This window comes from Streptomyces clavuligerus (assembly GCF_005519465.1).
In the GTDB taxonomy this organism is placed as follows: Bacteria; Actinomycetota; Actinomycetes; order Streptomycetales; family Streptomycetaceae; genus Streptomyces; species Streptomyces clavuligerus.
In genome coordinates this window covers 912,311-934,602 of sequence record NZ_CP027859.1, presented here as the reverse complement: position 1 = coordinate 934,602, position 22,292 = coordinate 912,311, and the positions used below count along the sequence as shown (strand labels likewise).

At 69.5% G+C, this 22,292-nt stretch carries 21 protein-coding genes and 1 pseudogene; 11 read left to right on the top strand and 11 right to left on the bottom strand.

Annotation, left to right across the window (positions count from 1 at the left end; all coding sequences use genetic code 11):
- Positions 1-425 precede the first annotated feature (425 nt).
- Positions 426-1,019 carry a DinB family protein gene (locus tag CRV15_RS32330; protein ID WP_003953061.1) on the top strand — a complete coding sequence of 198 codons (594 nt, stop codon included), beginning with the start codon at positions 426-428 and terminating at the stop codon, positions 1,017-1,019.
- Between the two features lie 44 nt (positions 1,020-1,063).
- Here CRV15_RS32330 and CRV15_RS37200 read toward each other — a convergent pair.
- Positions 1,064-1,234: pseudogene (locus tag CRV15_RS37200) on the bottom strand (transposase); the annotation flags it as partial.
- A gap of 299 nt (positions 1,235-1,533) precedes the next feature.
- Positions 1,534-4,605 (bottom strand): hypothetical protein, encoded by a 3,072-nt coding sequence (locus CRV15_RS32320; protein WP_230864303.1) that lies wholly within the window; start codon positions 4,603-4,605, stop codon positions 1,534-1,536.
- A gap of 436 nt (positions 4,606-5,041) precedes the next feature.
- Here CRV15_RS32320 and CRV15_RS32315 point away from each other — a divergent pair, with 436 nt between their 5' ends.
- Positions 5,042-5,398, top strand: a complete 357-nt coding sequence (locus CRV15_RS32315) for a hypothetical protein (protein WP_009999351.1) — start codon at positions 5,042-5,044, stop codon at positions 5,396-5,398.
- Between the two features lie 1,486 nt (positions 5,399-6,884).
- Here the strand turns inward: CRV15_RS32315 and CRV15_RS32305 are convergent.
- Positions 6,885-7,376 (bottom strand): PLAT/LH2 domain-containing protein, encoded by a 492-nt coding sequence (locus CRV15_RS32305; protein WP_003953067.1) that lies wholly within the window; start codon positions 7,374-7,376, stop codon positions 6,885-6,887.
- Positions 7,377-7,800: 424 nt separating this feature from the next.
- Positions 7,801-8,007, bottom strand: coding sequence for a hypothetical protein (locus tag CRV15_RS32300; RefSeq protein WP_003953068.1), 207 nt, complete (start codon positions 8,005-8,007; stop codon positions 7,801-7,803).
- Positions 8,008-8,186: 179 nt separating this feature from the next.
- Here CRV15_RS32300 and CRV15_RS32295 point away from each other — a divergent pair, with 179 nt between their 5' ends.
- Together CRV15_RS32295 and CRV15_RS32290 are read left to right on the top strand one after the other, a co-directional pair.
- Entirely contained in the window at positions 8,187-9,014 is an 828-nt protein-coding gene (locus CRV15_RS32295; protein WP_003953070.1) for a helix-turn-helix domain-containing protein, read from the top strand.
- Positions 9,011-9,220, top strand: a complete 210-nt coding sequence (locus CRV15_RS32290) for a DUF397 domain-containing protein (RefSeq protein WP_003953071.1) — start codon at positions 9,011-9,013, stop codon at positions 9,218-9,220. The genes CRV15_RS32295 and CRV15_RS32290 overlap by 4 nt, the downstream gene beginning before the upstream one ends.
- A gap of 54 nt (positions 9,221-9,274) precedes the next feature.
- Here CRV15_RS32290 and CRV15_RS32285 read toward each other — a convergent pair whose 3' ends face one another.
- Complete coding sequence (locus CRV15_RS32285; protein ID WP_003953072.1) at positions 9,275-10,486, bottom strand: NsdA family TPR-like regulatory protein; 1,212 nt, start codon at positions 10,484-10,486, stop codon at positions 9,275-9,277.
- Positions 10,487-10,644: 158 nt separating this feature from the next.
- Here CRV15_RS32285 and CRV15_RS32280 point away from each other — a divergent pair, with 158 nt between their 5' ends.
- The 5 genes from CRV15_RS32280 to CRV15_RS32260 all read left to right on the top strand — a co-directional run bounded on the left by CRV15_RS32280 (position 10,645) and on the right by CRV15_RS32260 (position 15,649).
- Positions 10,645-10,854, top strand: coding sequence for a DUF397 domain-containing protein (locus CRV15_RS32280; protein WP_009999346.1), 210 nt, complete (start codon positions 10,645-10,647; stop codon positions 10,852-10,854).
- 158 nt (positions 10,855-11,012) lie between these two features.
- On the top strand, positions 11,013-11,654 hold the full coding sequence (locus CRV15_RS32275; protein WP_003953074.1) for an HAD-IA family hydrolase: 642 nt from the start codon (positions 11,013-11,015) through the stop codon (positions 11,652-11,654).
- A gap of 83 nt (positions 11,655-11,737) precedes the next feature.
- A complete protein-coding gene (locus tag CRV15_RS32270; RefSeq protein WP_003953075.1) occupies positions 11,738-12,859 on the top strand; it encodes a lipid II:glycine glycyltransferase FemX in 1,122 nt (373 codons plus the stop codon).
- 195 nt (positions 12,860-13,054) lie between these two features.
- Positions 13,055-13,840 carry a glycine-rich domain-containing protein gene (locus CRV15_RS32265; protein WP_003953076.1) on the top strand — a complete coding sequence of 262 codons (786 nt, stop codon included), beginning with the start codon at positions 13,055-13,057 and terminating at the stop codon, positions 13,838-13,840.
- A 249-nt stretch (positions 13,841-14,089) separates the two neighbouring features.
- Positions 14,090-15,649 carry an alpha/beta hydrolase gene (locus CRV15_RS32260; protein WP_003953079.1) on the top strand — a complete coding sequence of 520 codons (1,560 nt, stop codon included), beginning with the start codon at positions 14,090-14,092 and terminating at the stop codon, positions 15,647-15,649.
- A 122-nt stretch (positions 15,650-15,771) separates the two neighbouring features.
- On the opposite strand, the gene CRV15_RS32255 is transcribed toward CRV15_RS32260, so the two are convergent.
- From CRV15_RS32255 to CRV15_RS32235, 5 genes are all read right to left on the bottom strand, one after another.
- Positions 15,772-16,158 (bottom strand): beta/gamma crystallin family protein, encoded by a 387-nt coding sequence (locus CRV15_RS32255; RefSeq protein WP_003963330.1) that lies wholly within the window; start codon positions 16,156-16,158, stop codon positions 15,772-15,774.
- A gap of 258 nt (positions 16,159-16,416) precedes the next feature.
- A complete protein-coding gene (locus tag CRV15_RS32250; protein WP_009999343.1) occupies positions 16,417-16,992 on the bottom strand; it encodes a TetR/AcrR family transcriptional regulator in 576 nt (191 codons plus the stop codon).
- A gap of 96 nt (positions 16,993-17,088) precedes the next feature.
- Positions 17,089-18,066 (bottom strand): ABC-2 transporter permease, encoded by a 978-nt coding sequence (locus CRV15_RS32245; protein ID WP_003953082.1) that lies wholly within the window; start codon positions 18,064-18,066, stop codon positions 17,089-17,091.
- A complete protein-coding gene (locus CRV15_RS32240; RefSeq protein WP_009999341.1) occupies positions 18,063-19,076 on the bottom strand; it encodes an ABC transporter ATP-binding protein in 1,014 nt (337 codons plus the stop codon). Before CRV15_RS32240 ends, CRV15_RS32245 begins: the two co-directional genes overlap by 4 nt.
- 201 nt (positions 19,077-19,277) lie before the next feature.
- Positions 19,278-19,688, bottom strand: coding sequence for a GntR family transcriptional regulator (locus tag CRV15_RS32235; protein ID WP_003953084.1), 411 nt, complete (start codon positions 19,686-19,688; stop codon positions 19,278-19,280).
- Between the two features lie 150 nt (positions 19,689-19,838).
- Between CRV15_RS32235 and CRV15_RS32230 the strand changes: the two genes are divergently transcribed.
- Together CRV15_RS32230 and CRV15_RS32225 are read left to right on the top strand one after the other, a co-directional pair.
- Positions 19,839-20,408, top strand: coding sequence for a GNAT family N-acetyltransferase (locus tag CRV15_RS32230; RefSeq protein WP_003953085.1), 570 nt, complete (start codon positions 19,839-19,841; stop codon positions 20,406-20,408).
- A 378-nt stretch (positions 20,409-20,786) separates the two neighbouring features.
- Entirely contained in the window at positions 20,787-21,815 is a 1,029-nt protein-coding gene (locus tag CRV15_RS32225) for a trypsin-like serine peptidase (protein ID WP_230864305.1), read from the top strand.
- Positions 21,816-21,882: 67 nt separating this feature from the next.
- On the opposite strand, the gene CRV15_RS32220 is transcribed toward CRV15_RS32225, so the two are convergent.
- On the bottom strand, positions 21,883-22,257 hold the full coding sequence (locus CRV15_RS32220; protein WP_003953087.1) for a glyoxalase superfamily protein: 375 nt from the start codon (positions 22,255-22,257) through the stop codon (positions 21,883-21,885).
- Between the last annotated feature and the right edge of the window lie 35 nt (positions 22,258-22,292).

Genomic DNA, 22,292 nt, shown 5'->3' with positions numbered 1-22,292 from the left:
CTTCTCCGTAAGTATTAAGTGACGGCTCGTCGGCTGCTTGCGGGCAGTTCCCCGGTGGCTGAGGCGGCTTCGCGTGCGGCTCCGGCTGTACGGTGCGGGCCGTGGACAGCAGCAGCGGTACTGCGTCCCGGGTGGTCACGGCCGTGACGACCGATCAACGAGAAGGCGTGGGCTTGACCGAGTGGGTGGTTCCGCCGCCCGGCCCGGGGGCCGGGCGACTCCCGCGCCTCCGCAGGCCCGATGCCCGCCGACCGGTCGTGGGGGAGCTGTTCGTCGGCTGAGGACTACTGCTGCTTCTGATGATGTGAGCCCCTGACAGCCGTGGGATGTCGGCCTGTTGGCGCCCCTCGAACCGAAGGCCACGCCGATGAGGCCGACTTGTGGGACCCGGGCGATTGTCAGTGGCGGGTGGAAGACTGGACATCATGATCGAGCCGGACGCGAAATCGGATCTGCACCGCTACCTCCAGGAGGCGCGGGACGCCCTGGTGTGGAAGCTGGAGGGGCTGTCGGAGTACGGGATACGCCGCCCCATGACGCCCACCGGCACCAATCTGCTGGGGCTGGTCAAGCACGCCACCTTCGTCGAAGTCGGCTACTTCGGCGATGCCTTCGGCCACCCGTTCGGTGAGGGGCTCCCGTCCTGGAAGCTGGCCATGGCCGAGGACAATGTGGATATGTGGGCCACTGCGGATGAGTCCCGCGAGGACATCGTCGAGCAGTACCGGCGGGTCTGGGCCCACGCGGACGCCACGATCGCGGAGTTGCCGCTCGACACGGTCGGCCAGGTCCCCTGGTGGCCGGAGGAGCGGCGCGGGGCGACCCTGCACCACCTCCTCGTCCGCGTCCTGGGAGACACCCAACGGCACGCCGGGCACGCCGACATCGTCCGGGAGCTGATCGACGGCTCCGCCGGGGAGTCGGCGAGCGGGACGAGTCTGCCGCCGGGGGACCAGGGGTGGTGGGAGGAGTACCGCGCGAAGCTGGAGCGGGTGGCACGGGCGGCGGACCAGCGATGAACGCGGGCGGCCAGTGCCGGGCGCGCGGTGCCTTACTGATCGTTTCAGAATGCCGCTCGGAGCCGTCGGAGGCAGATGATGCTGTAGGCGAGTTCGAGCAGGCCCTGATGGAGGTCGGCGCGGCGTTCGTAGCGGATACGGAGTCGCTTGAACTGGTGCAGCCAGGCGAACGCGCGCTCTACCACCCACCGGACCTTGCCCAGCCCGGAGCCGTGAAGGATGCCGGCGAGAGCCGCCCTGTCCGGAACGCGAAGTCGCCCGGGATGGCGATGGCGTCGCTCGGGGGCGGGTGGCAGGAGCGGAGCCACCCGCTCCTACAGGCTGTCCGCAACAAGATCAGCTCGCATTCGGATGCCCTACTGGCCAGGATCGCCTGGTGCAAGACCCCCGGCTCAACTCATTCTGGAGCGAATGGCCCTGGTAGAAGACGCGCGGGCCATGCATCTCCGGAGCACCCACTGTTCGGATGGTGGGGCGGGTCCAGGTGGCGGCCCGGACCCGCGACGTGGGGCGATCAGGACTTCGCTGCGGTCCCGTCCGTGGACGGCGTGTCGGCCTTCTTGTCCGGAGCGGCGGCCTTGGCGCCCTGGTTCAGCATGCCGCCGAGGGCGCTGATGCTGCCGCCTCCGCCTGCGGCTCCGCCGGTGGCGAGCGGCAGCACCTTGCCGAGGGCGTCGACCGCGATCTGGGCCATCTTCTGCGCGTGTTCGGTGGCGGTCTTCATCGCCTCCTGGGCGCGCATCCCGGCCTCCTTGTCGTTGCCGGCGGCGGCCTCGATGCCCTTGGTGAGGAACTGGCTCATGTTGTCGAGGCCGCTCATGTCGCGGAACAGGTTCGCGGTGGCGATGGCCTGCGTCGTCTGGAGGCCGACCGGGTCGGGCATCGCCACCAGCGGTGTGAACTTCGCCTGGGAGACGCCCATGCCGGCCGCCGTGGTGTCGAGGTTCTGCGCGCGAGAGGCGGTGGACACCGGGGCGATGTCGGCCGGGGTGATCTGGATGGGCGAGTCCTTCCAGTTCCAGAAGCGGGTCAGGTCGATCTTCTCGGCCGAGTTGGACCGGCCGAGAACGGCCTCGGCGAAGACGCCGTTCGTGGCGATGGCGATCGTGTCGGCCACCGGCGTGCCGAAGGTGTTGTCCGCCGGCCGGCGGGCGGCGGTCCACGCCTCGCGCTCCTGCTCGCTCGCGAAGTTCCAGCGGAAGCCCAGGTAGTTGCCGGTGGCCGCGATCGGCTTCGGGTCCAGCAGCATCCCGAGCGGGACGGGGCCCGCGCTCGAACCCGCCGGGGTGTAGGAGTAGTTGGCGAGGATGCGGCTCAAGGTCAGCTCGTCCGCGTTGGCCCAGACGGCCTGGCTGTAGTGGCGCCGGTTGTCGTTCAGGTGGTCGAGGACCGGCTGGGGCACGTTCCCGCCCCGTACGTGGAAGCCGAGCGACGCGACGTAGGTGCGGCTGCCGGACCTCACCGTCGAGCCGAACAGCCCGCAGATGGCCGATCCGCCGCCGGCGTCCTCGGACAGGTCGGCCGCGACGGTGGTGGTCGCCGCGATGCCGAAGTTGGCGACGCCTGAGGTCATTTTCAGACGCAGCCCGGCGAGGCTGCCGCGGGCGGTCCTGCCGGACCAGGCTTCGTAGGAGAGCAGCTTGTCGGCGCCGCCGAAGGTGTAGGACGCCTGCTGCGCGCCGGAGCCGCCGATGTCGCCGCATCCGAAGGTGTGGCTCGGATGGACGACCTGGATGCCGCGGATTCCGTCGCTGTCGGACCAGACGTCGATCCTGGACGCGTAGGCGGAGTCCTCCTTCGGCTGGTCGTCGAAGGCCACCAGTGCCTCGCGTCCCAGAATCCGGCGGACGGTCCCGTTGCCCATCAGCACCCAGTAGTCTCCGCCGCCGACCGAGGCGATCTGTGCCAGCCCGGTGACGCTCTGAAGGCCGCCGGCCGTGGGACGGACCGCGGTCGTCGCACCGGACTCCACCAGGAGGGGCAAGGTCTCGGTGCTGGACTGGGACTGGACGACGGCCCAGAGAGCACCGTCGGATGTCGCGGACAGACGCTGCACGCCCGGTCCGCCCCGCTGCACCCAGCTGGTACCACTGCGCTCGTACAAGAGCCCCTGCCGGGAGTACCACAGCTTGTCCTTGCCGGTGACGGCTATGTCGTCGGCCGTGACCCCCAGGTTCGTCCATGAGCTCTGGCCACGCTGATGGATCGCGTTGTTGGTACCGATGACATAGACCGTGCCGTCCGTGGCGCAGACGATGCGGAGCGCGTAGCCGCCCCAGCCGTCAGCTCGCCAGGTCGTCCCGTCGAACTGGACGACCATGTTGTCGGTGGCCCTGATCGCCCAGACGGTGTCCTTGCCCGGTGCGATGCGGGTCAGGCTGCCGCTCAGTCCCGTGGTGGGCAGCGGCTTCCACTGCTGGGTCGCGGGATCGAACTTGACCGGGCTGCCATCGGCCTTGCGCACCCCGTACACGCCCATGGCCGAAGCGGCGACGTCGGCCAGCTCCACCCCGGCGAACTCCTGAGTGGTCGGCACCTCCGGTGCCGCGCACGCGTCGAGTCTGCGCACGGCCGTGTCGAACGGGTTCGCCGCGCGGATCTTCGTCGCCCAGTCGGCCGGCGCCACCGACGCGAGCACGTCCTTGTACCGCTGGAGGCTGGTGTGGGTGAAGGTCAGCTCCTGGAGCGGGATGAACAGACAGCGCTCCAGCCGGGTCGGCTTCGTCGTCACGGTGTAGACCTGGACGACCTCGTAGTACTGCACCGACATCGCGTGCATGTGGTTGTAGTTGGTCACGACCCGGGTCATCACCTGGTCCTTCTCCGCCTGCGACGTCTCGCGCACGACCGTCATGTTCCGGCTGCGGGCCGCGGTCGCGAGCTGCTGGGTCCGCGCGCTGATCCGCTGCGTCGCCTCCTGCGCCACCGACCGCACCCCTGTGGAGCGCGACACCGTGCTCGCGATGCCGAAGTTCGACGACTTGCTCCAGTTGCCGCCACCGCTGAACACAACGCCGAGCGAGCCGCCGACGCTGCCACCCTCGCTGGACGACTGGCCCACCTCGAACCCCTGGGAGCTGCCGTGCTGCTCCTCGCGGGCGATCGCGTTCGCGACCTCGCTGATCGACCGGTTCTGGTCGGTGGAGCCGGTCAGCAACTCGTTCTCGCCGGCCGTCTCGGCGCCCGTCGCCCGGGTGGTGCGCTGCCAGTCGACGACCGCGACCCGGGTGCTCTCGCCGGGCGCGAGGGCCAGGCTGTGCAGCAGCCGGCCGAGCGTGACGCCCTGGGCCGACCAGCTCTGCTCCGTCGTGACGACCATGCCCTCGGCGGGGCGGTCGTAGAACGGGAGGTTTTCCTCGCCGAGGTCGATCGCGCCGGTCAGGGCGCGCCCCGGGGCCGCCCCGGGGATGTCGGTGAGCACCACCGACTGGTACCGGACGACCTCCGTCGGGTAGTTGCCGGTGGAGGGAAGCAGGTCCTTCGGCGTCGGGCCGTCGAGCATCGCCTTGTCCGCATCGTGCGTGGGCGGCGTGGGCGGCGTGGTCGTCGGGGTGGTCGCCGGTGTGCCGCTGCTAGGGGTGGTCATCACGTGTCCCGTCGTGAGGGCGGAGTGGAAGGCGAACGGCGCTTCCGGATCGCGAACCTACATAGATCAATCACAACTACGGCACGTTGTGGCGGAATTGGCTAGAAACAGTACTGAAGCCAACGGCTCTACCGCAGTGGGTGTCCAAGGATGCTGCCCGCCTTCCCCGGAGCCGGATCGTCACCGCGTCAACCACAGACCCGCCTACCTCCAAGGGCAGGGGGCCTAAGCACGGGACCCGCGGCGGGCACCCTCAAGAACTAATCTGGCCGCGAGGCGGTCGCACGCCACGACGCCTTGCCGTTTCAGAGCGGAGACCAGCGTGGCCACCAGCCCCCTGGTCGAGGCTGGCAGCGCCTGCCTTCGGAAGATCCGAATCTCATTCTGAAACAATCAGTTAATGGGCTGACAGCACGACGAGGAGGAGGTGCGGCACGTGAACGATGCGGCCGGGCACGGCAATCCACCGGTCCAGGACGGCGATCTGATCCGCGTTCAGAGCAGTGGATCAGGGTGGGTCAACGGGGTGGAAGGCGTTGTTGCCGGAGAGTGGGAGGGGCAGCTTCGGATCAAGCTCCCCCAGGACACACTGCCGGGCGTGGAAGCGGTCCTCCTGGAGAAGGACGCCCTGTACACCCGGATCGAGACGGGGGGTGTGTCCACGTCCGGCTGTGGTTCGTGCGGCGGGAGCGGAAAGGTCGAGTGGACCGACGACGACGGATGGCAGCACGAGGCCCCCTGCGGGACCTGCGCGAAGCTGGAGCGGCTGGTGCGTGAGGCCGGTCGTCGCTGAGTTCCGTGTCGGAGTGGGCGATGGCTCGTTGATGGGTGGGGGAGTGGGTACCGGCCGTGGGCTGTGCGGCTGTTCACGGCCGGTAGGGGGTGCGGGCTACCAGGTGATCAGGACGTAGCCGGGGCCTCCCTTGATCCCGGACGATCCGCCGCCGCCCTGTGTGCCGGTGGAGCCAGGGGTGTTGGCCGGGCTTCCGAGGGTGTCGCCCCGTCCGCCGCTGCCGCCTTTGCCGCCTGAGCCTCCGGTACCGCCCGTGCCGCCGACTCCCACGCCTGCGGGCGGGGCGATGGTGCCTGCGGCTCCGGTGCCTCCAGTGCCCCCTGCACCGCCTGTGCCGCCGGAGCCGCCGACTCCGCCTTCCCCTCCGCCGCCGACCCTTCCCGCCTGTCCAGCGGCGCCGGCGAGGCCCATACCGCCTGTGCCGCCCACGAGGCCGCTCGTACCCTGCTGCCGCACTACGGATGAGCCGCCCTGGCAGTAGCCGCTGGAGCCCCTGAAGCCGGATTTCCCGGCTGGGCCGCCCGCTTGGGGAGAGCCGCCCGGACCTGCGGCGCCTCCGCTCTGGCCGATTTTTCCGTTCTCTCCGCCGCCGCCGGGCAGTCCACCCCCACCGCCGCGTGCTTCTGAAGATCCGATCGTTCCACCACCGGGGCGGCCCGCCAACGCGCGGAGAGTCGGGTAGAGAGCCCCCCTGAGGAAGACCTGTGTGGCGGTGATGCCGTTCAGGAACGAGACGCCCGCGTTGCCCCCGCTGCCGCCCGCGCCGCCGCCCTGTCCGCTGGCGAAAGTGGTCCCGGCGGCACCGCCGTTGCCGCCGGAGCCGCCTCCGCCGGGTGCCCCGGTGGACGGTCCCTGGCCGACCACCACGCGTACCGCGGAGCCCGAGGCCACCGCGAGGGTGCACTGCACATAGGAACCTCCACCTCCGCCTCCCCCTCCTCCGCCACCACTGCCCCCGGCGCCCCCACCGCCGCCGCCACCACCCTTCGGCTGTGAGATGAGAGGCGGGAACGTTCCTCCTCCGCCTCCTCCGGCACCTCCGCCGCCGCCCGCTCCCGGCCCGCCGGGTCCGCCGGGGCCCCAGGCGTGGAATGTCACCTGGGTGACTCCGGCGGGGACGGTGAAGGTCCCGTTGGCTGTGAACGCGGCCTGGCCTTCCGGCTGTACGGGGCCGCTGTTGGCGGAGGCACCGGGTGCGGTGAGGGCTGCGGCCAGGGTGAGCGCGGTGAGCGAGGCCGATACGGTCGACGCCCGCCGGGCTGGGGAACGGCGGAGAGAATAAGGCAGGGGCATGACAACCTCCTGGTGAGGAGATACCGAACGAACAGGTAGAGACCCACCCATAGGTTGCTCGTGTGCGGCTGCCTTAAGGCCCGCGCACCACTTTGCGCCCCGCGAACGCTTCCGTGAGCCGCCGAGGTCACGGAAGCGCGAGGGGGAGCGGCGCTGTGCCTCTCCTCCCTCGCGCTTCACGCTGAAGCCTCGGTCAGAACAGCGGGATGATGTGCTCCTTGCGACCGTCGGTACGCAGAGGGAAGGTCTTGTCGATGCCGCCGGAGTCCCTGGCCAGCCACACCCCGGTGACGGTGATCTGCTGGGGGAGGCCGAAGAGGCTGCCGTCCACCTTCAACAGGGCCGTCCCTGTCACATTGCCCAGTTCGGGCGACCACCACTGGGTGGTGATCGTCATACCCTCCTCCTTCATCCAGCGGATGGCGAGGTGGCCCAGACACCAGCCGGGCTGCGCGCCGCCGTTGTCATGGAAGAAGCGGACCTGCTGGAGATCGCCGATGTCGTCGATCTCGATGTCATAGATGTCGCTGTCGCCCTGCTCGAAGTCGTTGCCCGGCTTGTTCAGCTCGATCTCCGGGCTCTTGCCCTTCTCGCCGATGAGCTGGACCTTCACGGTCGCGTCGGTGCCCGCGTCCCGGATGTTCGCGGTGGCGATGAAGAGGCTGTACTTGATCTTCTCGGGCATGGAACTCCCTTGGCCGGCAGCACTGATGAATACTTTCCGTGACGAGGTGGAACGCTAGGTCACGTTCGATTTCCGGTGCCAGGGCAGAACGAGCCATCCCGGGTATACGGGCCCCGGCCGCGGGTGCGGGGGTGCGGCCGGGGCCCGTCCTCGACCCCTCGGGGCAGTCGGGGGTCGAGGGCCGTCCCTGGGATCGCCCGGGGGTGCAGGAGTTGCCCGGGCTCACGTCCAGCGGACGGCGTCTGCGGCACGGAAGCTGTGCCGGAACTGTGCTCGACGGAATCGGGAATTCAGATGGTCTCGACGATTCCCGAGTCGAGGAATCTCACGGAAAGAGAACACGCGGTCAGCGTGCCCACCAATCCCGCGATGCATTCGAATATTCGTCTGCGGCCTTTCACGGCGAGTGGTCCTTTCACGCGCTTCAGCGGCCGAAGTTCCCGAATCTGTGGCGTCGTTCGATGTCCTCCTGGACCCGGCCCCGCAGGTCGGCGAAGACGGGGGAGTCCGTGGGCTCGGGCAGGGGTCTCTTGAGCGTGCAGCGAGGCTCCGGGCAGTGGCACGGGGGGAACCCGATCGGGTTCCGTGCCAGGTAGCCGAAGTGTCTGGGGTTGGGAGGGGGCTCGTTCACGGTCCATCTCCGTGGTGGGTGGGGGGACGTCGGAGAGTGCGGTGCGCCGGTGGCCAGATCCGATTTTCTGGCCGGGGCCATCTTTCTCTCTTGGGCTTAAGGTTGGCGCTCGCCAAGGGCTCACGCCAAGTGATTCCGGTGGACAGTTGCCCTTGTCCCATTCCCCAACGGGAGGCAGTGTGAGTGTCGAAAGCCAGAACGAGGACCAGGCCGATCCGAATGCGTCTCCGCTTGCCTACTTCGGTAACGAAGTGAAAATCGAGCGCGAGCGACTGCATATGTCTCGCATCGAACTCGGTCAAAAAGCGGCATGCAGTGCGTCACTCGTGGCCAAGATCGAAACCGGCAGCCGGGTACCCCAGCTCTCGTTCGCCGAGGTGTGCGACGAGATCTTCCCGCACAGCCAGGGGCGCTTCGCCCGGCTCTGGCCGCTGGCGATGCGGTACGCGTTTCCGCCGTGGTTTCGGCCATACGTCGAGCTGGAGTGGAAAGCGACAGTGGTGGCCATGTTCCACCCGCAGTTCTTCCCGGGGCTCGTCCAGACTCCAGAGTACGCCCGGGAGATGTTGCGAGCTGGCCGCCCGAACAAGCTCGACGACCTGGTGACTGCGCGCATAGAGCGTCAGCGCATCCTGACACGTGAAGATCCCGCACGTTTGTGGGTGATCCTGAACGAGTCGGTACTGAAGAATTGCGTCGGTAGCTCCACCTTGATGCGCGCTCAGCTCACTCGCTTGCGAGACCTCGCCGAGACGCCCCACCATCGGGTTCAGATCATTCCGTCAGCGAAGTTCAACGGTCTCGTTGGAAGTCCGTTTGGGCTGCTGTCCTTCAAGGAAGGAGCGGACGTGGTCCATGTGGAAGGCTTCCCCAAGGGGTACTTGCTGGCAGATCCGGCAGATGTGGAGATGGCTCGGGATGGCTATGATCTCCTTAAGTCCATGGCTTGCCCTCCGGACGAATCGGCAGAAATGCTCGATTCCGTTTCAAAGGAATGGTACTCATGAACGACTCGCCTACTCCGGACCGCTGGATCAAATCCAGCTACAGCATGGGCAACGGTGGTGAGTGTGTCGAGTGGGCCCCGGCTCACGCGGCAGCACATGGCGTCGTCCCCGTACGGGACAGCAAGCGGGCCGACGGCCCCGTTCTGATGATGACTCCGCAGGCGTTCGCGGGCCTTGTGAAGATGGCCCATACCGTCGAGCTGTAGTCGTCCAGGAACAGCCCCTGCCGCAGGAGGGCAGGGGCTGTTCTGCTGCCCGTCTCAGGCGACTGCCACGTTCAGCTCGTTCCGCGTCCGGTGGAGGAAGTCGCGGACGGTCGGCTCCCGTCGCCAGGGGCCCAGCGCCGTGATGAATTCGCGGACGTAGTCCCTCGCCCGGGAGGACTGGACGCGGGCGAGGATGTCCACGGAGCGGTGGCCGAGGTCAAGGCCCTGGTCGAGGTCGCGGGCCTGGAGGTGGGCGGTGGCGACGATGGCGAGGCGCATGCCGACCGAGCGGGTGAAGACGCCCGGGGGCATGGCGGCGGCGCGCTGGTTCCAGGCCAGGGCGGCTTTCGGGTTCTTGAGGTCGCGGAAGATCTCGGCGGCGTCGGCGGAGAGGCGCGCGTGGCCGTAGAAGTCGATCCAGGCGGGCTCCGCACCGGTGTGGGCTTCGGCGCTGCTGAGCAGGTCTTCGGAGGCGGCGAGCGCGCGTGAGGCGGCGCGGGCGTTGTGTTCGTGGGCGTGGGCGCGGGCCTCGATCAGCTTGGTGAAGGCCAGTACGCGCGGGGCGGCCCGGCCCTTGGCCCGTTCGTACGCGCCTTGGGCCATGTCCACGGCCTCGGAGGCGAAGCCGCGCAGCATCGCCTGCATCGCCATCGTGGTCAGCACGTAGCAGCCGAGTTGGACATCGCCGCCCGCGCGGGCGAGGCGGAGGGCCTGGATGAAGTGGCGTTGGGCGACGTCGTGCTGTCCGGTGTCGAACGCGGTCCATCCGGCGAGGCGGGACAGTTCGCTGGTGACGGAGAACAGGTCTCTGCCGACGGTGTCGCTGAAGGAGCCCCCCAGCAGCGGGGCGGCTCGTGTCTGGAGGCAGAGGGTGACGGAGTTTGCCTTCCAGTTGCCGCCGCCGTACTTGGAGTCCCAGCGACGGGCGTCGTCGGCCGCGTGACGCAGCTCCTCCAGATCGGCCCGGCCGACGCGGCGGCCACCGGCCATGTCGGCGGGTTCGTCGGCCGGGGTGACGAGCCAGCGGGTCACGGGGGTGGTGAACGCGGAGGCGGCGAAACCGGAGCCGGTCAGGAAGTCGCGGCGGTTCACGGAGGTCCAGAAGGAGGTGGCCGCGGTGACCGCGTCGGCACGGTCGCGGGGGAAGTCCAGCCCCACGTCTGCGGTGGGTGGACGCTTTTGACGGCCGGTTGACGTCATCGGGATCTTCCCTCTCTCCACCAAGGCCGGTCGGTGACTGCTCGTACGGGCCTGGCCAGTGCACATTCCCGGCCGGATGTCCGTCGGCTGGCTGGACGTTCCAGACGCTCGGGCGCCGGTGAAATCCTCAGGGTAGGACCGTTCGTCCTGTGGTCAGCGGCAGCGCGGTGTGCTCACCTGGAACGCGTACGGTTCCTGCCGGTCCGAGCAGTGAGGTGACGTCGATGACCGACGTGTCCAGCGGGTGGATCAGGTCCAGCTACAGCGGCAACAACGGCGGTGAGTGCGTCGAGTGGGCCCCGGCCCACCTGGCGGCCCACGGCCTCGTCCCCGTACGCGACAGCAAGCGCCCCGACGGCCCCGTTCTCCTTCTGGCTCCGCAGGCGTTCGCCGGGCTCGTGGAGCTGGTTCGGTCACGTTCTGCCGGGATGTAAGGTTTCGTCGCTGCGCGATACGGATGACATCTGGCCTTTTTGGCGCACTCAGTGGCGCATCGTGCGCAATGCTCTGAGATCGTGCGACGACGAATCTTCGTGTTTGGCTCACTCATCGGCCCGCCCGCCCGGGCCCGGTACCTGACGGGCGGTGCCGCATGAGTGGCGGCGGCTGGACGGGGCTGATCCTGGGCTTCGGGGGCGTACTGACCTCCGGTGTCGCGGAGTGCGCGGCGGACTTCGACCGGCGGGCCGGGCTGCCGGACGGGACCTTTCTGGCCACGATCAGTGAAGATCCGGTCGGATCGGGTCTGTTCGCCGAGCTGGAACGCGGGGCGATCAGCCAGTCGGACTGGAACGTCCGTACCGGCGCGCTGCTCGGCATGGACGGGACAGGGCTGTTGGGGCGGGTCCTGGAGGGGTTGCGGCCCGAGCCGTCGGTGATCGCCGCCGTCGAACGGGCCCGGGCCGCCGGGGTGCGCGTGGGTGTCTTCTCGAACAGCCTGGGCGGGCCGTACGACCCGTTCGACGTCTACGCCGGATACGACCTCCCGGAGCGCTTCGACGTCGTCCTGCTGTCCGGGGAGTACGGGATGCGCAAGCCCGATCCGGAGCTGTACGGGGTGATGCTGGAGCGGATGGGGATGCCGGGGGAGAGGTGCGTGTTCGTCGACGACACCGCACGCAATCTGCCCCCGGCCCGCGATCTCGGGCTCGCCACCGTGCTGGCGAGCGAACCGGCGCGGACGATCGCCGATGTGGAAGCCCTGCTCGGTATCCCGCTCACCGGCGAGGCGTAGAGCCTCCGGCCCGTCCGCCCGGTGGTTCGTTCCACCGTTGTCCGCTCCCTAGACTTGCCCGCCGAACAAAGGAGCGTGGCGACATGACCTATCACCTGAAGGTGATCACCCGGGAAGAACATCTGGCCTTTGTCATGGCTCAGCCCTCGATGAGCCATACGCAGGTGCCCTCCTGGGGCGAGGTGAAGCCGGACTGGCGGGCCCGGAGCCTGGGGTGGTTCGATGAGGAGGGCCGTCTCGTGGGCGCCGGGCTGGTGCTGCTGCGGCCGTTGCCCAAGATCAAGCGGTACCTCGCCTATCTGCCCGAGGGACCGGTGATCGACTGGGCCGCGCCCGACATCGAGCAGTGGCTGCGGCCGATGCTCGCCCACTTGAAGGAGCAGGGCGCCTTCTCGGTGAAGATGGGGCCGCCCGTCGTCGCCCGCCGGTGGAGTGCCGACGCGGTCAAGGCCGCGATCGCGGACCCGCAGGCGCGGCGGCTGCGGGACGCGGAGGCCACCGCCCACGAGCCGCGCGCCTTCGACCTCGCCGACCGGTTGCGGCGTATGGGGTGGCAGCAGGCGGAGCCCGGCGGGGAGGACGGCTTCGCCGCCGGTCAGCCACGGTATGTGTTCCAGGTTCCCTTCGCGGGCCACTCCTTGGAGGAGATCAGGCAGGGGCTCAACCAGCAGTGGCGCCGCAACATCAAGAAGGCGGAGAAGGCCGGCGTCAAGGTGGTCCAGGGTGGATATGAGGATCTGGCCGCCTTTCATACCATCTACACCGAGACCGCCGAGCGGGACCGGTTCATCCCCCGGCCGCTGGGCTACTTCCAGCGGATGTGGAACGCGTTGAGGGCCGAGCACCCCGACCGTATGCGCCTCTACCTCGCCTCCCACGAGGGCGAGGTGCTCGCGGCCGCCACGATGATCACCGTCGGCGGGCATGTCTGGTACTCCTACGGCGCTTCCACCAGCCGGAAACGCGAGGTCCAGCCGAACAACGCCATCCAGTGGCAGATGATGTGCGACGCCCATGAACTCGGCGCCGCCGTCTATGACTTCCGGGGCATCACGGACACCCTGGACGAGAGCAACCATCTGCTGGGACTGCTCCGCTTCAAGGTGGGCAGCGGAGGCGAGGCGATCGAGTACCTCGGTGAGTGGGACTACCCGCTCAACAAGGTCCTGCACAAGGCCCTGGACCTCTATATGTCCCGTCGCTAGGTCCCGCCCTTCGCCCAGGTGCCGGGCGGCAGCGTCTCCCCGCCGGTACGGGTATCAACGCGGCGTTCCTGCGCGGGAGTCGGACGGCCAGCCTGGGGGCGGAAGGTCCGACGGCGGCGGATGTGCGGAGAACGAGCCGTCCGTGGGCTTGCGTCAAGCCGGGGTGCTGGCCCCGGGAACAGGGGACACAACTACATGACCATGATGCGCAGGGCCGCCATGATCGGTGGCTCCGTACTCGTACTGGGGCTGGGGCATGTGATGGCGGGGCAGGCCGTCGCACAGCCATCGGCGGCCTGTCCCACCGGGACCACGGTGTACAGGACGGCCACTCAGGTCCAGTGCTCTGTACCCGCAGGGGCCCACCTGGTCACGATGAAGCTCATCGGGGCCGGTGGCGGCGGTGGCGGTGGAGCGGGCGGCACCTACGGGCCGGTCGATGGGGCCGCAGGGGGGAGCGGGGGTGCCGGTGCCTCCATCAGCCTTTGCGAGTACGACGTCAGCCCCGGTGAGTCGGTGAGCATTGCCGTCGGCGGAGGCGGTGCGGGCGGCCGGGGCGGCGAGGTCAGCAAGAACGGCGCGGGCGGCTTCGACGGGGGCAGGACCGCGTTCCGTCTCAGCGGCAGCGAGGTGGTCGCCCAGGGAGCCGGAGGCGGCGGCGGGGCTCAGGTCGGCCAGGGCGGAAGCGGTGGACACGGCGGCAGCATCGACGTGCGTGCGCGCGCGGCGCGCGGGGCGACGCCGGACGGCAGCGCCGGTGGCACCGGGAGGTGCAGCGGTAACGGAAGCAATGGCTCCGGCGGAGCGCGCGGCGGCAACTCCGGTATCTCCAACACCTCCGGACCGAGTGCCCCGACCTCGGACGGCAGGTGCCAGGGTGCCGGAAACGGTGGTCATGGCGGTGGGGGCGGCACGTCGACGGGCGGCGGGCGCAGCGGTGGTGTGGGCGGCGACGGCTGCGTCATCATGACCGTGAGCTGAGCTGAGCTGTGAGCGGTGCTTTGAGCCACGGCGGCCCTGCGGAGAGCAGGGCCGCCGTGGGGCCGTGGGGCCGTGGGGTGTCCCGGCACAAGTTCACGACGTACTTCACGGTGTACTTCACGACGTACGTCACTACGCGCTTCACAGACGGGTGGGGGTACCCCCACCATCCGCCTGGGGCCGCCCCGAAGCCAGGTCCGGGAGTCCGCTCCCTGGGAGGGAGATCACGGCACTCCTAGCGTGTGCGCCATGAAACGGATCACCGTGCTCGCCGCCGCCGCGCTCTCCCTCACGTCCGTCACCGCCCTGACCGGTTTCGCCCCGGGGGCGGCCACCACGAAGACCTCCCCGTTCCCCTTCGCTGAGAAGACCGACCGGCTCGACCGCTTCCGTCAGCAGCGGGTCGCCTGGGCGGAGTGCAAGGACAAGCAGCTCACGGAGCGCGGTGTCGAGTGCGCGAAGGTCACCGTTCCGCTCGACTACCGCGAGCCCGGGGGGCGCACGCTCGATATCGCGATATCGCGGATCAGGGCCACCGACCCGGCGAAGCGGCGCGGGATACTCCAGACCAACCCCGGCGGGCCCGGCGGGCGCGGGCTCGGGACGCCCGCCGATCTGCGGGCGTTCATGTCGGCGGAGGCGGCGGCCCGGTACGACATCATCGGGATGGACACCCGGGGGCTCGGCGAGAGCGGCGCTCTCGACTGCGGGCTCACCCGGATGAGCTGGATGCGGGCGGCGGGGCCGGGACCGGCCGCGTTCGACGAGGCGTGGCGGCTGGCGAAACAGGACGCGGACGCCTGCTGGAAGAAGTACCCCGACACCCTGCCGCACTTCTCCACCCGCAACATCGCCCGCGACGTCGATCTCGTCCGCAGCGCGCTCGGCGAGCGCAAGACCTCGTGGTACGGCACCTCGTACGGGACCGTCCTCGGCGCCACATACGCGCAGATGTTCCCGGAGCGTGTCGACCGGCTGGTCCTGGACAGCGCGCCCGACCCCGCCGAGTACGGGATCAGGATGTTCCAGGCGATGGGCCCGGCGAACGAGCGGGCCCTCGACGACTTCGCCGCCTGGGCCGCGCCCCGGCACGCCGCCTACGGTCTGGGCACGACGCCCGCCGCCGTCCGTGCCACGTTCGAGGAGCTGATCCGGCGCGCGGACGAGAATCCGATCCCGATCGGGGGCGTGCGGCTCGACGGCCGCATGGTGCCGTTCCTTCCGTATGTGTATGGACTGGACGAGGAGAACAACGCGGAGTTCGCGGGCTCGTTGCGGCAGATCCTGGACGCGGCGGACGGCAAACCCGTCGAGGCGAACGAGATTCTGCGCTGGCTGCTGAACATGATGTACCGGCCGCAGGGGAGCGGCGCCGAAGTCGATCTGTCGGCCACGCTCGCGATCCTGTGCGCCGATGTGAGCATGCCGCGTTCCGCCGACTGGTACCGGGACGCCATCGAGCGCGCCCGGCCCGCGCAGCCGGTGTTCGGCCCGGTGCTCAACGCCCCCGTGCCCTGCGCGTTCTGGGAGAAGAAGCCGCTGGAGAAGCTGACGCGGATCGACAACAGTGTGCCCGCTCTCCAGATCCAGGCCACCGGCGACACCCGGACGACCTACGCGGGCGGGCTCGGCATGCACCGGGCGATGAAGGGCTCCCGGCTGGTCACCGTCCCGGTCCGTACGCACGGGGTCTACCTCTCCCCGCACAGCCCCTGCGCGCACCGGATCACCGACGACTACCTCGTGAACGGGACCCTGCCCGCGCGGGACAGCACCGTACCGGCCGACGGGCCCTGCCCCGTGCGGTGACCCTCGTTCGGCGCGGCCGGCCGGGCGGGCCCGGCGGAACTGGACGCGTGCGTGGAACACCTGGGCCTGGCCGGGACCTCACACCCGGCCAGGCCGCCGGGGCACGACGAGCCCGGGTGAGGTCAGATCCGGAAGCCGACCGAGCTGATCCGGTCGTTCCAGTGGGCCAGATAGGACGAGCTGCGGTTCCAACGGGCGACGTTGCCGCCGTGGTCGGTGTGCTCGTAGCCGCGCAGGTCACAGCCGCCCAGGATGCGGATGGAGCTGATCTGGTCGTTCCACTGACCGGGGAGGTTCTGGTGCTGCTCGCCGAACACGCACGACTCGGAGTAGAGGGAGAGCGAGGCTCCCTGGAAGTTCATGTGCTCGTAGACGATCGCCACGAGGTTTCCGCCTGTGCCGAAGCGCTGGTGCTGCGGGGCCGCGTCCGCCGGACCGGTCGTTCCGAGGGCGAGGAGCAGGCTGGCCGCCCCCGCCAGCAACCCCGTCGATCTTAAGCGTCGCAACATCACTGCCTCCAGGGAAATGGGTGAGTTTCACGCAGATTGATGAGAATCGATGAGAATTGATGAGAGTCAATGCGGAATAAAATGGATCGCCCCGAGGTGGGCCTGTCCGCTACCACTTGCACGGTTCCGTTTCGCCGGGGGTTCATCCGGTGCAAGAGCCCGCCGAGCAATGTCCGAATCGGACAGAGGGGCCGCTACCGGATCACTACCGGATCGCTAACCGGACCCTTGTCGGATCGCTGGAGGGCCCGGCGTCGGTTACGCGGTGGTCGTGCCCCGCAGCAGCGCCCACACCGCACCCGCCGCCTCCTCCGCCGTCGGGCGGTCGTCCCCCAGGGACACCCACTGGGTGAAGACACCGACGAACGCCCCCGCCAGATAGTGCGTCCGCAGGGACACGGTGTCGGCGGGGGCGTTCGTCGGCGGCAGTTGGGCGGCGACCTCGGCGGCGAGCAGATCGCGCAGTTGATTGATGAAACGGGCCGCGCCACCGGGTCCGAGCATGCGGTGGTACAGCGTGGCGTTGGTCCCGACATGGCGGAAGAGGGCGACCAGCTCGTCGGGTGTGCGCTTGGCGGGCCGCGTCAGCGGGCAGCGGGCCGCCGCGTGCGCGAGCCGGGTGACCTCCTCCTCCATCGCGTCCAGGAGCAGCGCGTCACGGTCGCGGTAGTGCTGGTAGACGGTGGCGCGGTTCACGGTGGCCCGTTCGGCGATGTCGGCGATGGTCAGCGACTCGACATCGCGTTCCGCGGCCAGTTCGAGCGCCGCCGTGCGCAGCAGGGCGCGGGTGCGCCGTACCCGGGGGTCCACGCGGTCGGTGGAGTTTTTCTGCATGGGCACAGCCTACGCCCTCTGCGACACTTGCCGTCTAAGCGACGGTCGTTGCAGAAAACTGCGGCGGAGGGTCAGACCCGGGAGGACCCGGGATGGTCAGACCCGGCGGCGCAGGGCCACCAGCCGGACCGTCAGGGCGAGGAGCACCGCGGCCAGCGCCAGACAGATCCCTGCCTCGATGAACTGGAGGTCCCGCATGCTCGACAGGGGATGGTATGCCTGGCGCATCCGGCCGTCATGGAAGTCGTCGTAGATGGTCCAGGCGGTCTGCGGGATGTGAGTCCCGCTGTCGACGACGCGGGCGACCGGGGACAGATACTCGTTCCGTACGGCGGTCAGGAGGAGGGTCACGGCGGACATGCCGACCAGGGTCGCGGCCATCGAGGGGATGACCTTGCGGGTCAGGACGCCGGCGGCGGCGCCGATGGCGAAGCCGAGCACGGTGTAGCCGATGAGGGCGGGCCCGCTGGGGATGAACACGATCCGGGAGTACCAGTACATCCCGATGGTGGTCTGACCCGCTTCCGTGAGGACCCAGGAGGCGAGGGACGCCGCGGTGGCGGAGACGACGGTGACGGCGGCGAGCGGCAGCGCGAGGCTGCGGGCGAGCCACTGTCCGCGCGTCACGGACTGGGTCCACACCAGGGTGTGCGTCCCCGCCTCCAGTTCGCGTGCGATCAGGGGCGCCCCGACGAAGGCGCCCACGAGGTAGGGGAGCGCCAGGACCGCGATCATCAGATACCGGAGGTCGTCGTAGAACTTCTGGCGGTACTGGGTGATCTCCCACTGCGCGTTCAGGCAGGGCTCTGTGCCGCCCATGTAGAGGCAGCCCCTGATGCCGCGGGCGTCCAGGAACTCCCCGATGGCCTGGTGCAGGTGGAACGAGTAGGCGGCGAGCGCGACGACGATGGCGAGGCCTGCGAACGCGGCGGCCCGGTGGCGGCGCCACACCAGCCAGGTCAGACCGTGGAGGAGGCGCCGGGGCTCCGCATCGGCGGGCGGTGGCGTCGGCGCGGTGGCGGTGCGAGGGCTCTCGGCGGCGGTGCCGGTGATGCCGGTGATGTCAGTGCTCACGCGGCGTACTCCTGGTTCGTGCGGGGCCCGGAGGCGGATCCGCCTGCGTTTTCGGCGGTGGGCTGGGACTGAGGGTGCAGCTGGGGCTGGGCGCTCGGAGTGAGCAGCGTCGGAGCGTCAGGGGAGCGCAGATATGCGAGCAGAAGCTCTTCGAGCGAGGGTTCATGCACATCCCAGGTGCCCAGTACCCGGTCCTCCCGGCGGACGAGGGCGGTGACCTGACGGCCCGCCACCCGGGATTCGATGACGACGTGGGCGGCGAGGGACGGCGGCAGTCCGGAGTCGTTGCCGGGCATGGCTCCGACGAGCACGCTGTGCGCGTTCAGCAGGTCGTCGGCCTCACCGGCCAGCCGCACGTGGCCCTGGGTGAGGACGACGAGATAGTCGCAGACCTCGTCGATCTCGCGCAGGGTGTGCGAGGACATCAGGACCGTGGTGCCGTGCTCGGCGGCCATCGCCATGAGCAGCCCGGTGATCTCGTGGCGGACCACCGGGTCGAGGTCGGCCAGGGGCTCGTCGAGCATCAGGAGCCGGGGGCGCTTGCCGAAGCAGAGGGCGAGGGCGACCCGGGTGCGCTGCCCGCCGGAGAGGGTGCCGACCTTCGCGTGGAGGGGGAGGTCCCCGGCGCGTACGAGCCGTTCCGCGGTCTCCTGGTGCCAGTGGCCGGGATTCAGCTCCCGGCCCATGCGCAGGGTTTCGGCGATGGTCAGACCGGGGTAGAGGGGCTTGCTCTGGGAGAGGAAGGCGACCTGTCCGCGGGCCTGCGCGCTCCGGGGGTCCTCACCGAAGACCCGTATGCGTCCGCCGTCGGCGCCGAGCATGCCGGAGGCCAGACCCATCAGGGTGCTCTTTCCGGCTCCGTTGGGGCCGACGAGGGCGCAGATCCGGCCCGCCGGGAGCCGGAAGGAACAGTCCCGGAGTGCGTCCCCGCCCCGGAACCGCTTGTGGAGAATGTGTGCCTCAAGGGCGGCCACGCCGTTGAGAGGCGAGCCGTAGGTCTGGGTGAACACCCCTGGGTACTCCTGATCCTTGGTTTCTTGCGTGCGGTGCGTGCGGCACGTGCGGTGCGTGCAGTGCATGAAGCGAGTGCTGTGCGTCCAGTGCATGGAGCATGTGCGGCACGTGCAGTGTGTGGAGCGCGTGCTGTGCGGGCTGTATCGGCTGGACGTGCTGCGCGTGTGGTGTCTGCGCGGCGTGTGCCGTGAGGCGGCTCAGTCCGGCGGCCGGAGACCGGTGTGCGCGTGCCCGAAGGTCTCCTCCAGATGGGCTTCGAACAGCGCGCTCACGTCGTCCCTGCCGAGCCCCGCGCCCCGCGCCCGCCGCAGCCAGTCGCGCAGCTCGCCCCGGAGCGGCGAGTCCTCCTCCGTCTGCGGCGCCGCGAGCCCCCGGCGCACGAAGGTGCCACGCCCCGGGCGCGGTTCGACGAGCCCTTCGCGCTCCAGCTCGCGATACGCCTTCAGCACGGTGTTGGGGTTGATGGCGGTGGCCTCGACGACCTCCTTGGCGGTGGGCAGCCGGTCACCCGGCACCAGGGTCCCCAGCCGCAGGGCCTGTTTGGTCTGCTGGACGATCTGGAGATAGGCGGGGACGCCGCTGCGGCGCTCGATGCGGTAGTCGATCACTCCGTCACCCTCATACCCTCATTCCACTAACTGAATAGTGGAATGAGGGTATGAGTGGGCGGGGACGCGCGTCAAGACACAGCCGCCTCCAGGTCTCCGGGGTGCGGAAAATATCTGGACGTGTGGGGAAGATCCCTGATCAACTGGGTTATGACTACATCGTTCTGGACCGGTACGCGGGTACGCCTGCGTGGGGTCGAGCCCAGTGACTGGGACACGTTCATGCGCTTTGACCAGCACTCGGGCCATCAGCGCTCGGGTGAGGCGGTGCTTCCGCCCCGGTCGGCCGAGGGATATCGCGGCTGGGCGAAGGAGCGGTCCACGGCCAAGCCGGAGGAGGACTGCTTCCAGCTCGCGATCGAGGCCGTCGGCGGCCCGGGGCAGGCCGTCGGAATCATCAACACCTATGACGCCGACCCCTGCGCGGGCCACTTCCGTTACGGCATCTCCATAGGCGCCGAACATCAGGGCCAGGGCTTCGCCACGGAGGCGGCCGTCATCCTGATGCGCTACATGTTCGCCGAGCGCCGCTACCACAAGTGCGAAGTGGACATCTACGGGTACAACGAGGCATCCCTCGCGCTCCACCGCCGACTCGGCTTCACCGAGGAGGGGCGGCGGCGCGAGCACGCCTTTCTCGCCGGGGCGTACCACGATCTGGTGGCGATGGGGCTGCTCGCCGACGAGTTCGCCGAGCTGCACTCGCTGGGTGGGCTCTGAGCGCGCCCCGAACGCGGCGGGGCCCAGCCCTGTCGACAGCCGCCGCTCCCCGCACGGCCCGGAGGTCGGGCGTGCGGCCCAACCGGTCATTCAGATGGGTGGACTGCGTGGTCAGTCCTTCGACCGTGGCTCCGCTTGCTCTTTCCCGAGTGGCGAACGCACAGCTCCGCCGGATGATTCCGCAGGTGACACCGGTTCCGAGCGCGATGGCGCGTTTCCATGCTGTGGGTACTGAGTACCATTTACCGGCACAGGGAATGTGTGGAACATCTTCGGCGCGCCCACCGTCACGCACCGGCTCCTGGACAGCCCTCGACTCCCGCGTCCACCAGGCCGTGCATCTGGAGAGGTGAACCACCTGTGCGCCATGTGAGGAAAGTGTCCTTCCCTGCCATAGCCGTGCTCGCCCTGGCCATCGGCCTGAGCGGGTCGGCGTCCGCGACCCCCGCCGACGTCGGCAGGCCGGACAGCGGTCCGACCGTGCTCAGCTCCCCGGCCCTGCTCGACGACGGAACCGCCGTCGACTCCGCCGCCGACGGCAAGAGGCTGGCGGAGTACTGGACCCCCGAGCGGATGGCCGCGGCGCTCCCGCCCCACGTCCCGGACCCCACCACCGCGCTCCGGGCCGGGAAGGCTCCCGGCCCCGACGGTGAACCGAGCGCGGTGGCTCCCCTGGAGACTCCGGCCTCGGCGGCCAAGGGCTCCGGCACTCCGGAGGGCCCCACGGCCGAGCCCCGGATTCCCCAGAGCTCCAAGACCGGGAGGGTGTTCTACCGCGACCCCATCAGGGGGACCAGCCACGCCTGCACGGCGTCGATGGTGAACAGCGGGTCGAGGCAGTTGGTGCTGACGGCCGGGCACTGCGTCCACACCGGCCCGGTGAACGGCCGGCCCGGTGCGTTCATGACCCACTGGACCTATGTACCCGGGTTCCGTTCCGGCCAGCGCCCCTACGGCGTCTTCTGGGCGAAGAGGATGACGACCTTCGCCTCCTGGGCGAGCCACGGTGATGTGGGCCGGGATGTCGCCTTCGTCGTCACCGAACTGGTCAACGGCCGGAAACTGGGCGACGTCACCGGCGGCTGGGGCATCGCCTTCAACCAGCCCAAGAGCATGAACTACATGCTGAACGGGTACCCCAGCAACCACGGGGGCGGCAACGTGCAGCAGTACTGCGGCATCGTGGTCTCCGCCCAGCACCCGTCCGACCCCTCCCGGATCTATGTCGCTTGCGCGTGGGCAGAGGGAGCGAGCGGAAGCCCCTTCCTGGCCGCGTTCAACCAACAAACTCTGATGGGCTACGCGAATGGCGTCCAGACCCAGTGGGGCTGCTGTCAGTACGCGATCAGCCCGTACTTCGACAACGGTGTGATGCAGCTCTACCGGTCGGTGGCCGACGTCACCTGACCGTCCCCGCCGCGCTGTCGGTCCGTACCCGGTCGGCCCTGTTCCGGCCGGGTACGGACCGTTGTGTTCACCCGTCCACGGAACCGACCCTCAGCCGGTTCCCATCGGGGTCGCGCAGCTCCGTCTCCCGTCCCCACGGCTGTTCCTCGGGCTCCGCCCCGAACTCCGCCGCGACCGCGTCGAGGTCGGTGACCCGCAGATGGACCAGGGTGTCCGGCCGGGCGTCCCCCATGTGCTCCGAGAGGAACAGCCGCACGCGGCCCCGCGCGACCTCGGTGAAGACCGGCAGGCCGGGTTCGAACCGGTGCTCCCACTGCTGGACGAAGCCCAGCCGGGCGTACCACGCGACGGCGACCGCCGCGTCCGCCACCCGCAGGACCGGGATCACTTCCTCGTCGGCTCCGCAGCCCCCGCCGATGTCATCGGCTCTGTTCGTTTCCATACGGGCCATCCTGCACCGGGGGTCCGACAGCCGGT